At 40.3% G+C, this 20,702-nt stretch carries 16 protein-coding genes; 9 read left to right on the forward strand and 7 right to left on the reverse strand.

Features of this window, described 5'->3' with window-relative positions; genetic code table 11:
- Nucleotides 1–53 precede the first annotated feature (53 nt).
- The 7 genes from gltA to MSI_RS09020 all read right to left on the reverse strand — a co-directional run bounded on the left by gltA (nt 54) and on the right by MSI_RS09020 (nt 9,690).
- Nucleotides 54–1,559 carry an NADPH-dependent glutamate synthase gene (gltA, locus tag MSI_RS08990; RefSeq protein WP_009106008.1) on the reverse strand — a complete coding sequence of 502 codons (1,506 nt, stop codon included), beginning with the start codon at nt 1,557–1,559 and terminating at the stop codon, nt 54–56.
- Nucleotides 1,560–1,579: 20 nt separating this feature from the next.
- On the reverse strand, nt 1,580–2,434 hold the full coding sequence (locus MSI_RS08995; RefSeq protein WP_009106010.1) for a sulfide/dihydroorotate dehydrogenase-like FAD/NAD-binding protein: 855 nt from the start codon (nt 2,432–2,434) through the stop codon (nt 1,580–1,582).
- Nucleotides 2,435–2,569: 135 nt separating this feature from the next.
- A complete protein-coding gene (locus MSI_RS09000) occupies nt 2,570–3,763 on the reverse strand; it encodes a hypothetical protein (protein WP_009106012.1) in 1,194 nt (397 codons plus the stop codon).
- A 12-nt stretch (nt 3,764–3,775) separates the two neighbouring features.
- Nucleotides 3,776–5,101, reverse strand: coding sequence for a hypothetical protein (locus tag MSI_RS09005; protein ID WP_009106014.1), 1,326 nt, complete (start codon nt 5,099–5,101; stop codon nt 3,776–3,778).
- A gap of 110 nt (nt 5,102–5,211) precedes the next feature.
- Nucleotides 5,212–7,284, reverse strand: coding sequence for a methyl-accepting chemotaxis protein (locus MSI_RS09010; protein WP_009106016.1), 2,073 nt, complete (start codon nt 7,282–7,284; stop codon nt 5,212–5,214).
- A gap of 107 nt (nt 7,285–7,391) precedes the next feature.
- Nucleotides 7,392–8,081 carry a response regulator gene (locus MSI_RS09015; RefSeq protein ID WP_009106018.1) on the reverse strand — a complete coding sequence of 230 codons (690 nt, stop codon included), beginning with the start codon at nt 8,079–8,081 and terminating at the stop codon, nt 7,392–7,394.
- On the reverse strand, nt 8,065–9,690 hold the full coding sequence (locus MSI_RS09020) for a sensor histidine kinase (RefSeq protein ID WP_009106020.1): 1,626 nt from the start codon (nt 9,688–9,690) through the stop codon (nt 8,065–8,067). Before MSI_RS09020 ends, MSI_RS09015 begins: the two co-directional genes overlap by 17 nt.
- 271 nt (nt 9,691–9,961) lie before the next feature.
- On the opposite strand from MSI_RS09020, the gene MSI_RS09025 reads away from it, so the two are divergent.
- The 9 genes from MSI_RS09025 (at nt 9,962) to MSI_RS09065 (ending at nt 20,611) form a co-directional block, all read left to right on the forward strand.
- Nucleotides 9,962–10,276: a hypothetical protein gene (locus MSI_RS09025; protein WP_009106022.1), complete on the forward strand. Its 315-nt coding sequence runs from the start codon at nt 9,962–9,964 to the stop codon at nt 10,274–10,276.
- 110 nt (nt 10,277–10,386) lie between these two features.
- Nucleotides 10,387–11,013, forward strand: coding sequence for an SGNH/GDSL hydrolase family protein (locus MSI_RS09030; RefSeq protein ID WP_009106024.1), 627 nt, complete (start codon nt 10,387–10,389; stop codon nt 11,011–11,013).
- 162 nt (nt 11,014–11,175) lie between these two features.
- Nucleotides 11,176–11,325 carry a hypothetical protein gene (locus MSI_RS14530; RefSeq protein WP_155815557.1) on the forward strand — a complete coding sequence of 50 codons (150 nt, stop codon included), beginning with the start codon at nt 11,176–11,178 and terminating at the stop codon, nt 11,323–11,325.
- Between the two features lie 399 nt (nt 11,326–11,724).
- On the forward strand, nt 11,725–13,467 hold the full coding sequence (aroF, locus tag MSI_RS09035) for a 3-deoxy-7-phosphoheptulonate synthase (RefSeq protein ID WP_009106026.1): 1,743 nt from the start codon (nt 11,725–11,727) through the stop codon (nt 13,465–13,467).
- 224 nt (nt 13,468–13,691) lie between these two features.
- The gene (locus MSI_RS09040; RefSeq protein ID WP_009106028.1) at nt 13,692–15,173 is read left to right on the forward strand and encodes a DUF1846 domain-containing protein; all 1,482 of its coding nucleotides are present in this window, start codon (nt 13,692–13,694) and stop codon (nt 15,171–15,173) included.
- A 707-nt stretch (nt 15,174–15,880) separates the two neighbouring features.
- A complete protein-coding gene (locus tag MSI_RS09050) occupies nt 15,881–16,762 on the forward strand; it encodes an Rpn family recombination-promoting nuclease/putative transposase (RefSeq protein WP_009106030.1) in 882 nt (293 codons plus the stop codon).
- A 325-nt stretch (nt 16,763–17,087) separates the two neighbouring features.
- Nucleotides 17,088–17,906: an Rpn family recombination-promoting nuclease/putative transposase gene (locus MSI_RS09055; RefSeq protein WP_009106032.1), complete on the forward strand. Its 819-nt coding sequence runs from the start codon at nt 17,088–17,090 to the stop codon at nt 17,904–17,906.
- Nucleotides 17,907–18,393: 487 nt separating this feature from the next.
- Nucleotides 18,394–19,314 (forward strand): Rpn family recombination-promoting nuclease/putative transposase, encoded by a 921-nt coding sequence (locus MSI_RS09060; protein WP_009106035.1) that lies wholly within the window; start codon nt 18,394–18,396, stop codon nt 19,312–19,314.
- Nucleotides 19,315–19,657: 343 nt separating this feature from the next.
- Nucleotides 19,658–20,611, forward strand: a complete 954-nt coding sequence (locus MSI_RS09065) for a hypothetical protein (protein WP_009106037.1) — start codon at nt 19,658–19,660, stop codon at nt 20,609–20,611.
- Nucleotides 20,612–20,702: the final 91 nt, after the last annotated feature.

The raw sequence follows: 20,702 nt of genomic DNA on the forward strand, positions 1-20,702 counted from the left end.
GGTTAAATAAAAAAAAGGTTTAGAGCATAGCCCTAAACCTTTTTCTATTAGATTTATTTTGCTAAATATTCGTTGATTGCAGCAGCTGCTTGTCGTCCTTCGCCCATCGCTAGGATTACAGTAGCGGCACCAAGAACGATGTCTCCACCAGCCCAAACTTTAGTGTGGGAAGTTGCCTGTTTTTCATCAACAGTGATGTGACCTTTGTTATCTGCATTCAAACCAGGTGTTGTTTTTACAAGAAGTGGGTTTGAACCGTTACCAAGGGCAACAATCATAGCATCACATTCAACGTCGTGTTCACTGCCTGGAATTGCGACAGGAGAACGGCGGCCAGAAGCATCCGGTTCACCAAGCTCGTAAGAAAGACAGCGTACTCCGCGAACCTTTCCTTCTTCGTTTCCAAGAACTTCTACAGGGTTTTCAAGGAAGCGGAACTTAATTCCTTCTTCTTCTGCGTGAGCAATTTCTTCAAGACGAGCTGGCATTTCGTTGCGTGTACGGCGGTAAACAACATCAACAGTTTCTGCACCAAGGCGGAGAGCCATGCGGGCAGCATCCATTGCAACGTTTCCGGCACCACAAACAACTACGTGTTTTGCTTCGTAAACTGGTGTCGCAGCGTGTTCTTTATCGTAACCCTTCATAAGGTTAGCGCGTGTAAGATATTCGTTAGCAGAGAATACACCAATCAAGTTTTCGCCAGGAATGTTGAGGAATTTTGGAAGACCTGCACCTGTTCCTACGAAAGCAGCGTCAAAGCCTTTTTCTGTAAGAATCTGTTCCAGAGTATTTGTACGGCCAACAAGGAAGTTCAATTCGAATTTTACGCCGATTTTCTTAAGATTGTCGATTTCTGACTGAACGATTGCTTTTGGAAGACGGAATTCAGGAATACCGTACATCATTACACCGCCGGCTTTGTGAAAGGCTTCAAATACTGTAACTTCGTGACCAGCGCGGGCACAGTCAGCAGCAACTGTAAGACCTGCAGGACCGGCACCGATGATAGCAACTTTCTTGCCGGTAGCTTTTGCACATTCTGGAAGAGCAACCTTACCGTTTTCGCGTTCCCAGTCAGCAACAAAGCGTTCAAGACGACCGATTGAAACAGCTTTTTCTGCGCTCTTGTAAACTTTACCTACAGTACATTTACCCTGACACTGTTTTTCCTGAGGACAAACACGTCCACAGATTGCAGGAAGAAGGCTTGTCTGCTTGATGATATCAACAGCGCCCTTGAAGTTTTCTGCAGCAATTTCCTTAATGAAAGCAGGAATATTGATGTTTACAGGACATCCTTCCATACAGAAAGGCTTAGCACACTGAAGACAGCGGTTAGCTTCTACAACTGCCATTTCCTTTGTGTAACCAAGAGCAACTTCACCCATTTCGCGGGCACGTTTTTTAGGATCGCGTGAAGGCATTTCCATCTGAGGAATTGCATTGCGGTCTTTTGCAGTAAGTTTACCGCCGTTAGCAGCAAGCAGTTCCTTGATTTTGTTATATTCTTTTACGGCATTTTCTGCCAATTGTTCGTTTGTCAAATGTTCAGCCATTTTTGTCTCCAAAATGATTTTTACTTTGCAAGTGCGTCAGCCTGAGCCATCATCTTACACTTGTGATAATCTTCCTGCTCGCGAGCCTTGAAAGACTTCATACGGAGCGCCATATTATCCCAGTCAACCTGGTGAGCATCAAACTCTGGACCGTCTACACAAACAAACTTTGTCTGACCGCCAACGCTTACACGACAGCCGCCGCACATACCAGTTCCGTCAATCATGATTGTGTTCAAAGAAACTGTTGTTGGAACGTTGTATTCTTTAGTTGTAAGGGAAACGAACTTCATCATAATTGGAGGTCCGATTGCGATTACTTCTGCTGGAGGAGTCTGGCTTTCGCAAGCTTCTTTTACAGGAACTGTAGATACACCCTGGCGGCCGGCAGAACCATCATCTGTCATGATGATAACTTCATCAGCAATAGCCTTCATTTCATCAACAAAAATCAAAAGGTCTTTATTGCGGGCACAAATTACCATAATTACTTTATTTCCGGCTTCTTTGTGAGCCTGAACGATTGGATAACAAGGGGCAACACCAAAACCGCCGCCAACAATCATAACAGGACCGTCTTTCTTTTCAATAATAGAAGGATTTCCAAGTGGACCAAGTACAGCAGGAAGTTCGTCACCAACATTTTTGAGGGAAAGAAGATAAGAAGTTTTTCCAACAGCCTGGAAAACTAAGGCAATCCAGCCTTCTTTAGCATTTGCATCTGCAATTGTAAGAGGAATTCGCTCACCGAATTCTTCTTCAACCTGAACAATTACAAACTGTCCGGCTTTTCTGTTACGTGCAATCTCGGGAGCTTCGATTTTCATGTAATTTACGTCCTGAGACAACTGACGTTTTTCGATAATTTTGAACATGTAGAGCCTCTTATTAAAAACTTTAAACTCATTTTGACATAAAAAAAGCAAAATGTCATTAGTTTAAGGAATTTAATAGGAGTAAATTTATTAAGTGGGATTAAAAAAAAGCCGGGTCAAGCCCGGCAATGAAAACTAATAACCTAATTTAACTGCTACAAGAGCACCGACACCGCCGCCGGAACAGCTGCGTACAAAGTCTGATGCCTGAGCATTAATTCCAACGGAAAGTTCAAGGAGTCGAACGTTAAGAGAAACTTCTACCTGATGGATGAAAAGCTGCTCATAATACTGGCTTGAAATAGTTGTCTTTAAGATGTTGAAAACATCTAAAGTTGCACCAAGGTAGTATTCTGGGAAGAATTCAAAAGAATCTTTATCATCTGTAAATGGATGACGGAAGCCCATTCCTGCTCCACCTCTGAACCAGAGCCATTTTCCAAAAGGAGTAAAATCAGCAGAAAGTCCAAATTTTAAAGGTCGGTTGATTTTGTATGAAACAGTCTCTGTATCAGAAGCTTTTGAATCAAAATCATGAGTTCCTTTATCACCGTTGATAATTCTATCTACTGAAGTATTAAAGCTGAGGGTTGTAGTGCGGACAGTCTTGTAATTCAAAGTACCAGGAACGATTGGAACTCTGGCATTTCCTGTAAGCTCCAAGAAATCAAAAAGAGGATAAGAAACAGCAGCGGCAAAGTCAAAACCAAGACCAGCCTTAAGCCCCTTAAATTTGTCGTTTGTGTCAACGGCACTGTAAATCTCAATATCACTTGAATAATTTACATCAAAAGTTCCGTCTTCAAGGTTTTTCATAGTAAGAGTACCATTTGAAGAACCTGCGTGAACTACTGGAATAAAGAAACATGGTTTAGCAACAATCTTAAAATCTTTGATTTTAAATCCTACTGCAATTTCTTCATAAACAAATACATCAAGATTTGCTTTCTGAGAAATTGAAATTGTTTCGTAGAGGGAATTTCCATGACCGATATAGTCAAACAAGTCTTTTGAAAAACCTGCAGTTGCAGAGCTTTCTACACCAGTTTTCAAAGAAACCTGAAATTTTCTTGCATCAAGGTTTAAGCTGAAAGTAGGATTTGTATAAAAACTCATATCAAATCCATTATCTGGAACACGATCTGCAAGCTGGCGAAGATCAATAACGAGATCCTTTTTAAGAACATCGCTCATCTGCACTGTGTTGTTAGAAAGTCCAAATGGTGTTTCGATTGCAAGTTCAAAATAACGTTTATCGAACCAGTTATAAGCAAAGGCAGAAGCTGCCAGCATAGAAATTGCTAAAACAAAAGAATAAAATTTTTTCATATCTGCCTCTCCTTAAAATTTGATAGTATTTCCGTTTGTGGAAATCATAAGTGCCATATTCAGATCAATAGTAATGTCACGAGGAAGGGTAACACTGGACATATTTTCAATTTCCAATGCAACAGTTGGCTCATATGGATACTTTTCAAGCATACCCTTTAATTGTTCACCAGTTACATCAACTGAATCTTGAGTTATAGACGCAGTTTCTGAAATATAAGGCACTGTACTTTTTATTACATATCTGCTTGGATCAGCAATGACAGAATTCTCAACAATAAAAGGATTTTTTCTGGTCTTATAACTAATGACTACCTTCTCAATAGCATCAAGATATTTTTCAATATCAGAAATATCTGTAGCCTTATCGCGGCTGAAAATATCCTTATCTTTGTCAGATAGTTCCGATTCTGATTTATCTGCAATACCTTTAGAAAGACTTTTTAAGTCAATTTTTAGAGGTAAACCATCAGATGAAGCAATTGCAAATTTTAGAGGAAGAACCAGACACATTTTAATGTCTAATTTTGTAATCGGATCTCCAGTACATGTAAGCTTATCAGCATCAATATCAATGTAATATGTAAGATTCTGCTTTTCTGAAGTATTAGTCTTATTATTATTTATAAATGAAGTCATATTTGTTGAATCATTTATACTGCTAGGTTTTGCCGAAATATCAGTTACAACAACTTCTTCATCGTCTATTTGTTCCTTTGCTAAATTAGGAAAACTAGCAAATTTCATTGCATACTTTTCAGTTTTACTTTTTCCAATAAGCCACTGATTGTTATCAGCATTTTCAATTTTAATACTACCGTTTAATGGACTAGCATCAGTTTCTACACCTGAAGGAACATCACAGTACATATAAACAGCCAAGTCTGCAAAATTAACTTTATCTTTGAATTCCTCACCCAAAACCTTAAAAGAATCAAAAATTGTACTTACTTTCATCTCAATTTCTGTTGGATTAGCTTCATTATCAAAACTCAATGGTATAGTTATGTTTAACTGGGATAAAGCATCTGCCAGCGTAAGTCCTTTTAAAAGTGAAAAATCATAGCCATCCAATTGTAAATCAATTGAAGCTACATCAACTGTCAAAATAAACTGACGAAGGTTTTCATCTTTCTTTCCTGGAAAATAATCGTAAACATCTGCCAGATTATCGAAAAGTTTACTAACCTTAAAATCGTCCTTTAACTCCTTCTTAATATCCCCGATCGAGAAATTATAATCTGCGTCGGTTTTTACACTTACGGATTCCGGGATTGCCATGTTACAGGCTGTAAAAAGCAAGGCAAATCCTGCAAAAATAAACAATAATTTTTTCATAAACCCTCCTGAAAAAATAAAGGCTATACTTATCAAATCTGCGATAAGTATAGCCTATATAAACAGATAAAACAATTGAAAAGCCAAATAATAATAGGCTTATAAATATCTTATGCTTTAAACAAATCTATCTCCTGACCAATCTTTGTAATTGAATCGGCAACCTGAGTTGAAATTTCTGAAAGGGCGGCAGAGGTCTGATTCATACTCTTTGCACCGGCAGACATTTCCTGCATGCTTTCCTTAATAACAAGAGTTGTATTCTGAAGGTTCTGAACTTCGCTCAGAATCATCTGATTACCCTCTTTCATTTCGTGGGATGCTGTTTTAACTTCAAAGGTGTTGTCGTTCATAATCTTGATAGAATCAAGAATCTGCTTAGAACCGGTCTGCTGCTCTTCCATTGCAGAACGAATCTGGCGGACAAGTTCGTCGGTAGCGGCAATAAGTTCACTTACCTGGGCAAAACTTTCCGAAGTTTTAGCAGAAGCTTCAACAACGCCATTAATGGTCTCTACAATCTTATGCAGCTCGGCACCAATCTTCTTTGACTGCTCGGAAGAAGTCTCGCTCAGCTTGCGGATTTCGTCAGCAACAACCGCAAATCCCTTACCTGCCTCGCCGGCGTGGGCTGCTTCAATTGCGGCATTCATGGCAAGGAGGTTGGTCTGGCTTGCAATGCTGGCAATAGCATGGTTAGCGTCCTGCAGGGTTTTAGACTGCTCTGAAACTTCAGAAACCTGACGGTTTACAAACTGCTGCTGCTCAATTCCGTTTCGTGAATTTTCTTCAAGCTTTTCAAAAGATTCTGCCATTTTTTCTACAGAAGCATTTACAGAAGAAATATTTCCAATCATTTCTTCAACGGCAGAACTTGCAACCGAAACTCCGCTTGCCTGCTGTTCAATCATGCGCTCAAGACTGTTGATATTTTCTGCAATCTCGGCAACCGCAGCGGAAGTCTGGCTTACAGCGTTAACCTGGCTTCCTACCTGATTTCCAACGCTTTCTATATTAGAAAGAATTTCTGTAATGGAACTTGATGCGTCATGAACGCTGGCTCCAAGGCTTTCCTGAACATCATTAAGATTTTCTTTTGAACACTGAATCTGGCTGATGATTTCCTGAAGCTTTTCAACAAATTTATTAAAGCCGGTTTCAAGGCTTCCGATTTCATCATTACTGTCTACAGGAAGACGCTGGGTCAAATCGGCATTTCCAGAAGCAATCTGGTTTACAGTCTTATCTACAGTTTTAATAGGACGAACAATTCCGGTAGCAAGGACAAAGGCAATCAAAAGTGAAACAACAACTCCGACTATAGCCATTGTTGTAATGATAAAGATTGTCTTTTTTAACATTTCAAAGAGTTCAGAAGATTTTCCTACTGTAACAAAAATCCAGCCGTTAGATTTTTCAATAGGTGAACCTGCAAGATAATATCCGCCGCCAGCCTTCAGATCAACAAAGGTTGAACCAAGTTCAGATTTACAGCTTTTCAGAGCAGGATAATCATTGAAGAAGTTTGCAGTAAGGATTTTTGAAGCATCTTCATTTGTAAGATAATCACCGTTCTTATCAATAATAAAGGAAAGGCCACCCTTAGAAAGACGAAGCTTCTGAACAACTTCATTCATTGTGTCCAGCATGATATCAATTCCGACAACGCCTTTTAAGAATCCACCTTCTCTTGCGGCCATTGCAACTGTTGTTACCAGAGAACCTGTTGTTTCATCAACATATGGGTCAGTCAAAATAAGGGCACTTGCTTTTACGGCAGCAGCATACCAGTCGCGGGTTGATTTATCATAATCATTATCTGGAATCCAGCCGTCACTGGAAATAAAGGAACCGCCCTGATCCATTGGCACTGTATCTGCAAAATAAAGACAATAAATAGAAGGATCATCTTTAATAAGTTCATTAAGTTCCTGCTGCTGGTGTTCAACGCTGCTTGTCGTGCGAAGGAAAAGACCTGCAGTGTCGCGGACAATTACACCAGGTTTCTGCAAAAAAGAATCAATAGAAACTGAAGCCTGCTGAAGCTGTGTATTGGCTAATTTTGTAATATCTTCCTGGATTCCTTTAATCTGGGTAACCAGTACCGGGATAGAAATCAAAAGAACTGAAAAAATTACAACGAAGGCATAACTCAACAAAAGTTTTGCGCGAATTTTTTTCATACAAAGAACCTCTCAAAATTAAGTATAATTATTACAAAACTTTAACTATATCTTAATAATGATAAATCCAAAAATTACATCTCGCAAGTTTTTGCTTATATAATGGCTTATAAACTCTTTTTGTAGAGCACACTCGGACGGCCGCCGGTTTCGTAATTTATGCTTTCTTCAACCTCTCCGCTGCCAACCAGAAAGTTCATATAGCGGCGGATTGTAACTGAAGAAAGTCCCACTTTTTCTGCAATTGCTTCTCCACTGAACCAGCCGTCAGGCGAAATATTTTCCGTAAAATAATCGCGGATAAGTAAAAGGGTTTTTTCCTGAATTCCCTTAGGATATTCTTTACTGGCAATTTTTGTAGAATTTGTGATGATATTGTCTACACTGGTCTGATTTAAGATTGCAGAATCCCTGAAGGCCTTGCGGTTTGCAAGAAATTTTTCCAGGGCAATCTGAAAGCGTTCATAGGCAAAGGGTTTAATCAAAAAGTCGATAACTCCAAGATGCAGCGTATCCTCCAGTGTGGCAACATCATTTGCGGCGGTTACCATAATTACTTCTGAAGAGATTTTCTTCTCACGGATTTTTTTCAGGGTTTCAAGGCCGTCCATATCAGGCATGTATACGTCAAGAATTACAAGGTCTGTTGGATGTGCTTCAAGAAATTCAATTGCGTCTTTTCCGTTACGGCAGCTTCCGACAACCTTAAACTGCTTGTTTTTGCAGACATACTGCTCGTTTATCATTGCGACCATAGGGTCATCATCTACAATTAAAACCTTATAAATTTCCTGCATTATCCGGCTCCTTTGACTTATTAAAAGTTACCATAAATGACGTGCCCACGCCAGCCTGACTTTCAAAGCTTATGTTTCCGCCAAGACTTTCAATCAGCTGCTTTGTGTGATAGAGTCCAACTCCCCGTCCCTTTCCCTTGGTTGAAAATCCGTTATCAAAAACCTTATCCTTATTTTCTTCAGAAATTCCGCAGCCCGTATCATCCACAGTGATTAAAAGTTCGCCAGGCTGGGTAAATACACCGAATTCCAGTTCCCGCAAATCAGAACTTGAAGTGTTCATTGAATCTAGGGCATTATCAATAAGATTTCCCACGATTGTAACAAGGGCTTCAGATGGAATATCGATGTCGGCACTTTTAAAACAGATATCTTCACGCAGGATAAAGCGTACGTTACATTCAGAACTGCGGGCAATTTTTCCTATTAAAAGGGCAGCAAGAGTTGCGTTATCAACCGAATGCATTACAACGCTTAAGGTTTCGCGCTGAATAATTGAAATGTTTTCTATATATTGTACTGCCTTTTCGTACTGACCAATCTGAATAAGACCAAGAATTACGTGCAGTTTGTTTGTAAAATCGTGGTTGTTTGCCCGCATTGAGTCTACAAGGTATTTTGTTCCGGCAAGGTCTTCCATCAGCTTTGTGTATTCTGTCCGGTCGTGAAGGATTGCAACCGCACCAACATTCTGACTCTGGTCTCCGGCTTCTTCTTTAATAGGAATACAGTCAATCAGCACCGAAGTTTTATTGTCGATTGTTTCCTGAAGGCCGAAAACCGATTTTCCGTCATTGATTACAGGAAGAAGGAATTTTTCGGCAAAAACATTTTTCTTTATCAGGTCTACCTTTTCGTCAGTTCCGTCACAATTTAGGATTTTTTTTGCCGCATTGTTGGAAAACTGAATGTTTGCATGGCGGTCAACGGCGATAATTCCATCATTAATAGATTCAAGGATGTTATCGCGGATTTTAAACATTGAAGTAAAGGCATCGGGTTCAAAACCAAGCAGGCGTTTTTTAATTTTATGAGAAACCGTGCGGGAAAGGAAGAATTCTATGAGGATTGCTCCCAGCGTGATTGCCGCAAAAAGCATGATGGTCTTAATTGTAACTGAGTGGATTGTGGTTTTAAGTACGATTGCCATTAAAAATCCGTCGTAGTTGCCATTTTCATCAAAAAGGGCATAGTAGGTACGGCGCTGAGGGCCGGAAGGTCCGATATCACTTTCTGTGTAAAAGCCGTTTTTATGCTGGGTAAGATCGGGCACTTTTCCGTCATAAAGGGTTCCGATTAAAGCATGATTTGTGTGATAAAGTCTGATGTGCTCTTTATCTACTATAGAAATAACGTCAACTTCGGGAAGGCTCTGTTCAACTGAATCAAAATAAGAACGTAAATCCTCCGGAGAATAACCGCGGGTAAAAGAATAAAGACGGGAAATCAATTCCGCTGTATTCTGCAGGTTGAGATCGAAGGCCTTATCGTGGGCATTAACGTTGATAGCCGCCCCTCCAAGACTGAATAAAATTGTAATTATGATGATAAGAAGAAGATGGGTATGCTGAATTTCTTTTCTGAGATTATCTGCTGATTTAGTTTTCATACTATAAATTTACCACATAATTCTGCCTTTCACAAAGAAGAAGGTCTTTTTAAGGCTTTTTTAAGCCTTTTTAAACTAAAAAAAATGAAAAAAAGTCTGAAAATATTTTTCTTTCTTTCAAAAAATTGTGATTTTTTTTGAGAAAGTTATACTAGGGTCAAGATTAAAAAATGGTAAAGCTAAAAAATTGCTGCATCGCAATTTTTCTTAACGCTTTGCTATATAACACCGCCCGCTCTGACCGGCGGGCTTACACAGGAGTTAGATAAAAATGTCTTTAGCACCGATTTTTGAAAGCCTTATGCTTATCTGTTTTGGTTTTTCTTGGCCTTTGAATGTTCTTAAAGCTTACAAAGCCCGCACAGCAAAAGGAACAAGTCTTCCATTCATTCTTTTGATAATTACTGGTTATGTTGCCGGAATTATTGCAAAGTTTTTGAACCATGCAGTTGGTTATGTTCTTGTTGTTTACTTTTTGAACCTGACAATCGTTACAACAAACCTTCTGGTTTATTTCAGAAATCGTGCACTGGATAAGAGAACAGCAGTTATCAGCTATCCTAAGCGTGAAACATTGGGAGCTTAAGCTCATTATATAATTGGTAAAGCTAAAAAATTGCTGCATCGCAATTTTTCTTAACGCTTTGCTATAAAACATGGCGGGCTCTGACCGGCCCGCCTCCACAGAGGTAACATATGAAAGCATTTGATTTTGATTTTTACAGATTTCCTAAGGCTGAAAAAGCAAAGGACATGACAGTTTTGTTTGGAGCAAGCACTGCAAAATATATTCCTACAGAGGAACTTTGCAAATCTTTCGGTTTCAACTTTAAGATTGTAAACGCAAGTGTTGAAAATCTTTCTGTTAAAAATGCAAAAGTACAGTTCAAACTTGCAGCTGAATCATTTAAGGCAGAAGCTGTAATTGTTCAGCTTGGTGAAAACGATATTGAACTTTTCAAATCAAATCCAACAGAATTCGATTCTCTCTATCTTGATTTCATTTCTTACCTCAAATCTGTTGACTCTAAAATGAGAATCCAGCTTGTTTCTGTAGGCAATCCAACTGCCAGCCAGACAGTAGGCGATATGAACCGCCACATCAAGGCAATTGCCGCTTCTGAACGCTGCGAATTCTTCAACATTGAAAGCGCAAAACTCTGGAAACCATGTTCAACAAGTGCTGCCGCTTCTTTTATGTACAGAATCGGTTTTGACAGCCAGCTTACAGTAAAACATCCGCTTTACGACACTGCAAAGGCTTTGTTCAGCTATCTCTATTCAGAAGATGCTATTGTTGAAACACACAGAAACGCTTCTTAATTAGTCCATTTGGATTTATAATCCACCAACATTAATAAAACCTTTCCCCAGGTGTAAGTTTTGCATCTGGGGATTTTTTTATTTGACACGGGAAAATAAATCCGCTATATTTTTGCTAGTTTTAGTGTGCTTTTGCGCGCGTATCTTTATAGGGAGCTGAAAATGACTTTTAATTTTTCCTTTAAAAGCTTTAACTTTTTCTCATTTAGCTTTTTTAGCTTTGCATTGTCAGCATTTTTTAATGGTAAAGATATAGCGTTTGGAGGTAAAAGCACATGGAAAACAGAATTACAAAGAAAAATAGAAGAATAAACTCAAATACAGCGTTGAATCATCTGATTCACACCGATATGAAGGCGATATTATTCTTGCTGGGATTCGATAGTAGAAGCCATAGCAATGATAATATCGCTTTTTTTGTCTTTAAATACTTTACCTAAAAATGGCTTCCGGTCGTAGAGCATTGGGCAAAACCTAGGGAGCGACGGCTTTAGCCGGTAAAACGCTCCAGTGGAGCGTTTTAAGCGAGTCTCCGAGCAGCTATGCTGCGAAGGCGAGATAATGCGCTACACAGGCAAGGGATTGTAGGGGCGCGAAGCGTTGGTAAGCAGCTTGCTGCGTCCAATGAAGCGATAGCGGAACCCCGAAAAGCCCGACCGGCCGCCGGAGGCGGACGGATGCCCATAAAAATCAAATTCAGGAGTAATAATTATGGAAACAAAACCTTACAAATTAGCAAGCAGAGAATATAAAAAAGAAGATACAGTTGTGGAAATTCCTAACAGCCGCGGGCAGATTGTGCGGGTTGGAGGGCCTAGAATCGTGACGATTGCGGGACCTTGCGCGGTGGAAAGCCGGGAACAGATGATGGAAATTGCGGCGGCGGTGGCATCAAGCGGGGCGGTTATGCTGAGGGGTGGCGCCTACAAGCCTAGAACTTCGCCTTACTCTTTCCAGGGGCTGGGCGAGGAAGGACTCAAATACCTTCGTGAGGCCAGCGACAAGTACGGACTTCCGATTGTGACCGAGATTGTAGACACTTCGCTTGTGGACGTGATGGAAAAATACGGCGTGGATGTTTATCAGATTGGCGCGCGAAACATGCAGAACTTTGAGCTTTTGAAGAAGGTCGGGGCCCTTGGTAAGCCTGTAATTTTGAAGCGCGGTCTTGCGGCTACAATTGATGATCTTTTGATGAGTGCCGAATACCTGCTTTCCAGCGGCACCGAAAAAGTAATTTTGTGCGAGCGGGGCATCAGAACTTTTGAAAAGGCTACCAGAAATACCCTTGATTTAAGCGCGGTACCGGTACTCAGAAGCCTGACTCACCTTCCTATTATTGTTGACCCGAGCCACGCGGTTGGAATCCGCAGTATGATTCCGCAGATGGGCCTTGGCGCCATTGCCTGCGGGGCAGACGGAATTGTTGTTGAAGTTCATAATCATCCGGAAAAGGCTATGAGTGACGGACCTCAGGCTTTGCTTCCGGAACAGTTTGATAAGCTTATGCACGATGTAGAAGCTTTTGCGCCGGTTTTGGGAAAGGCTGTTGCCCACATTCGTGATGACGAAGCGGCTCACGACAGCCACGCGGTAGTTAAGACTAAAAAATCGGAAGAGCCGCACGAAGTAATCTGTTCTTTCAGCGGAAAGCGCGGTGCTTACGCAGAGCAGGCTATCAACCGCTACTTTGACGGCGATAACGTTAAGGCTCAGGCAGAAAATTCTTTTGCAGATATTTTCCAGGCTGTTACAGACGGTAAATCTGATTTTGGTATGGTTCCGATTGAAAACAGTCTTGCCGGAACAATTTACGAAAACTACGATAACTTTACCCGCTTTGCTGATGTAGAAATTATCGGCTCGATTACGCTGAACGTACGTCATGCCCTGCTGGGTGTAAAGGGCGCCACTCTTGCTGATGTAAAGAAGGTTTATTCGCATCCTCAGGCTTTGAGCCAGTGCAAAAAGTTTCTGGACTCTCACGCAGACTGGGAAAAAATTGACGCTGTAAGTACCGCTACTGCCGCAAACAACGTGCGCGACTGGAACAGCAAGGAAAATGCGGCAATTGCGAGCGAAAACAATGCCGCTTTGTACGGCCTTGAAGTTTTGCAGGAAGACATTGAAAATAACCCTGGAAACTTCACCCGCTTTATGGTGATTGCAGCCAAGGATAAGCATCCTGCAATCAAAATCCAGTCCAGCAAGCCGACAAATGCCACCTTTATCTTTAAGACAAAGAACGAGCACGGCGCCCTCTACCGAACTCTGGGCGTTTTTGACAGCCACAAGCTAAACCTTACCCGCCTTGAATCCCGCCCGATCGGTGGTGAGCCATGGAAATACTGGTTCTTCGCGGTTGCCGACATTAAGGGCAAGAAGGATGTGGAAGAAGTTATGGCGGATTTGAAAGCGGTGACTGAAGAAGTGCGCGTATTAGGAATATATTAGAGACGCTAGTATAAAAAATAGCGCGAGGGAGCAGTTCGTGGTGCAAAAACACTCTGATTGTTGCGACCGCGTGAGCGGTCAATTCTATAGTTACTTTGCAACAATCAGCGTGTAGCGCATTATTGCGCGATTTTGCACCATGAACTGCGACCGGAAGCTATTTTTTATGTTAACTGATTCTTTAATTGTTAAAATCCTTAAAATACGTTAAATTATATTCCCGTATGAAAAAGGGATTTGATAACGATAAATATCTGAAGATTCAGTCAGAGCACATTAAGGAAAGAATTTCGAAATTTGGCGACAAATTATATCTGGAATTTGGCGGAAAGTTGTTTGACGACTATCATGCGTCACGCGTTCTGCCGGGTTTTGAGCCGGACTCTAAGCTTAAAATGCTTATGCAGCTGGCAGATGTTGCAGAAATTGTAATTGTAATCAGCGCAGTTGATATAGAAAAGAACAAGGTGCGCGGTGATTTGGGAATTACATACGATAAGGACGTACTGCGCCTTCGTGATGAGTTCCAGAAGCGCGGACTCATGGTAGGTTCTGTCTGCATCACTCATTATACAGGTCAGGAAAGTGCAAAGGCCTTCCGTGCCCGCCTTAAGAAAATGAATATTAAGGCTTACTATCATTATACAATTCCGGGTTATCCGTCTAACGTTGCCCTTATCGACAGTGACGACGGTTACGGAAAGAACGATTATATAGAAACAACTCGTCCGCTTGTTGTTGTTACAGCCCCTGGCCCAGGTTCTGGAAAAATGGCAACCTGTTTGAGCCAGCTTTATCACGAAAACAAGCGCGGAATTAAGGCCGGATATGCAAAGTTTGAAACTTTCCCTATCTGGAACCTGCCTCTCAAGCACCCTGTAAATATTGCCTACGAAGCTGCAACTGCCGATTTGAACGACGTAAACATGATTGACCCATGGCATCTTGAGGCTTACGGAAAGACAACTGTAAATTACAACCGCGATATTGAAATCTATCCGGTTCTGGATGCAATTTTTAAGGGCATTTACGGCGAAAATCCTTATAAATCTCCAACCGACATGGGCGTAAACATGGCCGGTCTTTGTATTTATGATGATGATGCCTGCCGTGAAGCAAGCTTTCAGGAAATCATCCGCCGCTATTACACTGCTACAAACCGCTTTGCGGATGGAAGCGGCACAGAAGAAGAAGTAAACAAAATCAAGCTTTTGATGCAGCAGACAAACATCACAACTGATATGCGTAAGGTGACTGTTGCGGCTAAAGAAAGAGCTTCCCGTGCGGAAGGTCCTGCTTCGGCAATCGAGCTGGAAGACGGAACAATTATCACTGCCGAAACTTCTCCACTTTTGGGAACAAGTGCCGCCCTGCTTTTGAACGCAACAAAGCACCTTGCCGGCATTGACCACAAGGTAAAGCTTATTCCAGCCGAAATGATAGAGCCAATCCAGAAGATGAAGGTAAATTACCTTGCCGGAAACAACCCTCGTTTGCACACAGACGAAGTTCTTGTTGCCCTTGCCATGCTCAGCCGCGATGACGAAAACTGCCGCAAAGCAATGGAACAGCTTCCAAAGCTAAAAGGCTGCCAGGTTCACGCCAGCGTTATGCTTTCCGAAGTTGACCGCAAGATTTTCAAAAAACTCGGCGTTGATTTGACTTGTGAGCCGGTTAGTAAGAAGCAGAAATCGTTGATTGGATAATTAACTGGCTGTATGCCATTATAACTACACTGAATATACTGAAAAGAATAACCCCGCCAAGTGTCATACCAAAAGGCGGGGTTATTCTTTGTATTCTACTAAAATTCTGAAGGAAAATAGAAAAAAACGAAGCAGCAAGGATGAAAAAGTTAAAAAGGAAAAAAGGGAATGCCAATAAATCCTGATGAGTACTGCAAGAATCTGTATTACAAAAATAATTAAGACCTGAGATGTAAATTTCTTTTTATTGCTGTATAAAATATTTTTTGTTGCTGCATATAAAATCATTTGTTGCTACAACCGAAGTCATTAGTTGCTGCTAAAGACTTCGGGAATTGCTGTAAACAAAATCTTTAGTTACTTCTAATGATTTTGTTAATTGCTGTAAATGAAATCATATGTTGCTGCATATAATTTCATTTATTGACGCATATTGAGTAAGGTCTTTTTTTCCAGTTACACATAAAACTATCCTAAGTTATAGTTTTCCCCAAAAAAAATCTCCAAAATTTCCAATCTTTTTTTCCGAATTTTTGTCAAAAACGCAAAGGTTAAAAATCTTCTCTACAATTGTAAGTATAAATAACCTTTGCTACTTAAATTTTTTCAAAATTTAAGCTTCAAATTTTGTCAAAACGTGATAAAAGGCGGGAGTGTATAGATAAGGAATTATTTTTCCAAATCATTCTATACATGAGGTATTCAGTATGTTTTTCTTAAAACGTAAGTACAAGGATTCAGTTTTTACAGATTTATTCGGAAGCGACCGCGACGGTAAAAAGAATTTTCTTTCGCTCTACAATGCCCTGAGCGGCAAAAATTACAGCGAAGATGATGTAAGCATAAGGCGAAAGATTATCGACCAGACGCTGTATAAAACCTATAACAATGACGTAAGTTGGGAGATTGACGGCAAACTGGTGGTTCTTGTTGAACATCAAAGTACAATCAACGAGAATATGCCCTTTCGTTGTCTGGAATATGTAACACGTATTTATGAAGGAATTGTGCCGCCAAGAAAACGCTACAATAAAAAGGCATTTAAGCTGCCAAATCCGGATTTTTATGTTGTTTACGTAGGAAAAGACAATTATCCTCAGGAAAAAGTGCTTAAACTTTCTGATTCATTCTACACAAAAGACAGTTCAAAACTCGACCTTACGGTAACAGTTAAGAACTGCTCAGATTCTCAAAATTTGCCGTTTAAACAAAACTGTGATATTCTTAAGCAGTATTGCGAGTTCATAGAGATTGTAGAAAAATACTATGACAAGAAAAATCCAAGAGAGTCTTTCAGAAAAGCAATTTATGCGGCAATAGATGAAAATATTCTTGTTGATTATCTGGACAGAAAGGCCCGGGAGGTTATAAATATGCTATGTGCAAGATACAGTTATAAAACCGATATTGCCGTTCAGCGTGAAGAAGCCGCAGAAGATAGGGCTGAAAAAGCTGCCATAAATCTTCTAAAAATGAAGTTAGGCACCGTTGAACAAATCGCGCAGGCTCAGGGACTTACTGTCGAAATAGTTCAGGAACTCAAAGCACAGCTGGAAGCAGAAAAAAAAGTAACCAGCCATTCCGTGTGAAACAACTGCTTACCTGCTTTCTCATAAGAACCTCTTACCGGGCTGGTAAGAGGTATTTTTTTTTGGGGCAAAACTTCAAATACCCAAACGCATTTCGCAGTTCCCTAACGGTCAGTTCCCGCCTTTCAGGCGGGAACCACTTCGTGCTGCTCAATTCTTGAGCCGGGGGAATCTTAAAAGTTAACAGTGCCACCCTACCTATTAATAGTCTTTTCCTTGAAATTTCCTCAAAATTCTCAAACTTTTTTCCAAATCCATTTCCGATTTTTTATAGTCTGCAACTAGTGTATATGTAAGGAAATAATACAAACTACAGGAGGGCATTATGCCGGAAATTAAACCAATTGAAGAACTAGAATACAGTGACGATTTTATGTTTCATCAGGTGATGAAGGATGATAAAATCTGCATCGGGGTACTTGAACGGCTTCTCAAAATTAAAATCGACCACATTGAGCGTGTCGAACTCGAAAAACCAATCAAGCCATATTATCAGTCAAAAAGTATAAGGCTTGATGTCTATATAAAGGACTCAGACCGTGTTTTTGATATAGAAATGCAAACCAAAAATTATGATAACTTGCCATGCAGAGTCAGATACTATCAGTCAATGATAGATGTAAATGCACTCTTAAAAGGACAGAAATATGAACAGCTGAATGAAAGTTTTATAATTTTTATTTGTAAAGAGGATCCAATAGGAAGAAACTTTCCTATTTATACCTATCTGGAAACCTGTCAGGAAGATAAATCTTTACTTCTTAATGACAGAACTCATAAATATTTTTTTAATGCAGAAGCAGCAGACGATGTAAAAGATGTTGAACTCAGGGCATTTCTGAATTATATTAAAACAGGAACGGCTTCAGATGAATTTACAAATAGAATTGATTCAATTGTTGAAGAAGTAAAACATAATGAGGACGTTAAGGAGCTTTATTTGTTTGAATCTATTGTAATTCAGGATGCAAAATCGGAAGGCAGAGCTGAAGGTCTTGTTGAAGGCGCCCAGCAGAAAGCCATCGAAACGGCAATAAAAATGCTAAAAAAGAATATGGAGCCACAAACAATTGCTGAGTTTGTTGATTTGCCTGTCGAAAAAGTGCAGGAGCTCAAAGCGCAACTAGCGGCAGATAAGAAATAATTCCTACCTGAAAACAAAAATTACTTAGTACAAACTACAAAAAAAGCCCTGTTTCCTTGGCCGGCGGGTAGACTGGCGGGAGGAAACAGGACTTTTTTTTAAGTCACAAGAAGCAACTTATAGGATGCAGCCTTGCAACCTTGCCCGAGGAGAGCGGGCAAGGCAGTTTTTTTTACTGCAGGGCGGCGGTTTCTAGGCCGGTTTTGGTTCCGTAGCCTAAGAGGGTTGAGGCCAAAGCAGAAATTACCCAGACGCATTTCACAGTTCCCTATCGGTCAGTACGTGGCTCCAGCCGCGTACCGCTTCGCGCTGCTCAATTCTTGAGCCGGCTTCTTTTTCCAGTTATCTATTAAACTCTCCTAAGGTATAGTCTTTTCCAAAAAATTCATCAAAATTTCCAATCTTTTTTTCAGAATTTTTGTCAAAATCGCAAAGTCAGGGGGAGTGTATATATAGATTGTAAAATCAAATAAAAAAAGGAGAAAAAATGACTGAGAAAAAAAATCAATCAGAAGAAACCCGAGCAAAAGAAGAAGAAACAGTTCTTACCCCTGAGCAAGAATGGAAACAGGCAAACATCTCTAACAACTTTATCTTCTACCAAGTCATGCGGCATAATCCTGATGTCTGCAAGGAACTTTTAGAGATTCTTCTAGAAATGGAAATTGACAGCATCGAAATCAGAACAGAAGAAACAGTCGAAGTCGATTTTGGAAGCAAATCAATAAGAATGGATGTCTATGCCAAAAACAATAAGCAGGCTTTCAACATTGAAATGCAGACCGTTAATACAGGCGATCTTCCTGAACGAGCACGTTACTATCAGGGAATTATGGATGTAGACAGTCTGCAGAGTGGTCAGAAATATAAAGCTCTAAAGGATTCATATGTTATTTTTATTTGTCTCACAGATATCTTCAAAAAAGGACTTCCCGTTTACAGTTTTGAAAACCTTTGCCGTGAAGACACTTCCATTCAGCTAAAAGACCGTGCAGTAAAATACTTTTTCATTGCAAATAACTGTGCTAAAATATCACGTGACGGAAAGAAATTACTTACAGAAAAGCAGCAGGCTTTTCTGAGCCTTGTATCTGGAAATGCTCCGTCTAATAAGTTTACAGAAAGAATTGCTGCTCTTGCAGAAGATGCAAAGCATAATTCGCTGTGGAGAAAGCAATATATGGATTTGATCAGAGAACTTACAATTAAATATGACAGCGGCAAGGAAGCTGGTATTGCTATCGGACAGGAACAAGGCCGTCAGGAAGGCGCTCAACAGAAAGCCATTGAAACGGCAATAAAAATGCTAAAAAAGAATAAGGATACACAAGAAATTGCCGAGTTTGTTGATTTACCTGTCGAAAAAGTTCAGGAGCTCAAAGCACAGCTGGAAGCAGAAAATAAGTAACTAGCCATTTCGTGTGAAAGGACTGTTTACATACATTCGCATAAGAACCTCTTACCGCTTTGGTAAGAGGTTCTTATATTTTTTGGGGCAAAGCTGAGACTTCCCAGACGCATTTCGCAGTTCCCTATCGGTCAGTACGTGGCTCCAGCCGCGTACCGCTTCGCGCTGCTCAATTCTTGAGCCGGCTTCTTTTTCCAGTTATCTATTAAACTCTCCTAAGTTATAGTCTTTTTTAAAAATTCTTTCAAAATTTACAAACTATTTTCCAAAATTTTTGTCAAAATCGCAAAGTCAGGGGCAGTGTATATATAGAGAGTTAAATCAAAAAAGGGGGCCTATTAATATGGCAGAGACAAAAACATTACCAAATCTAGAAACAACAGACATCGAGGAGAAAGCGAAACGCGACTACAAAGATACGCTTTTCCGCTACATCTTCAAAGGAGAGGACGACAGAAGCAAGAGATGGCTTTTATCTCTTTACAACGCACTGAACGATTCGAATTACACAGATATTAATGATCTGAAAATCACAACAATCCAGAACGCACTATTCTTAACTATGAAAGATGACCTGTCATTCCTGATCGATGGGGAGATGAATCTTTTTGAACATCAATCTACAGTAAATCCAAACATGCCACTTCGCGGGCTTATGTATTTTGCAAGGCTTTATCAGTCATACTTAGCCGGCAGAAAACAAATGCTTTACGGTAGTAGTCAGGTAAAAATCCCTGCACCTAAATTTGTAGTTTTCTATAACGGCACAACAAATCAAGAAGACATAATAAAATACCGTCTCTCTGATGCATTTGAAAAGCCGACTACAGAAGGCGAATTTGAATGGACAGCTACAGTTTTAAACGTAAATGCCAATCACAATCCTGCACTTCAAAAAAAGTGTAAAGCATTGTATGATTACAGTAACTTCGTTGCTAATGTCCGTAAAAGAATTGCAGACGGACAGGAAAGGGACGAAGCGGTAAAAGCCGCTGTTGATGATGCAATTAACAACAAACTTCTGGACGGCTTATTCGAAGAGCAGAAATGGGAGATTATTGGTTTGATGTTAGCCGAATTTGACCAGGAAATATACGAAAAAACAGTCCGCGAAGAAGGCAGAGCTGAAGGACTAGCGAAAGGCCTTGTTGAAGGTGCCCAGCAGAAGGCCATCGAAGCTGCCATAAATCTTCTAAAAATGAAGTTAGGCACCGTTGAACAAATCGCACAGGCTCAGGGGCTTACGGTCGAAAAAGTCCAGGAACTCAAAACACAACTGGAGGCAGAAAAAAAGTAACCAGCCATTCCGTGTGAAAGGGCTGTTTACCTGCTTTCTCATAAAAACCTCTTACCGGGCTGGTAAGAGGTATTTTTTTTTGGGGCAAAGC

The organism is Treponema sp. JC4, from assembly GCF_000260795.1.
Taxonomy (GTDB): Bacteria; Spirochaetota; Spirochaetia; order Treponematales; family Treponemataceae; genus Treponema_D.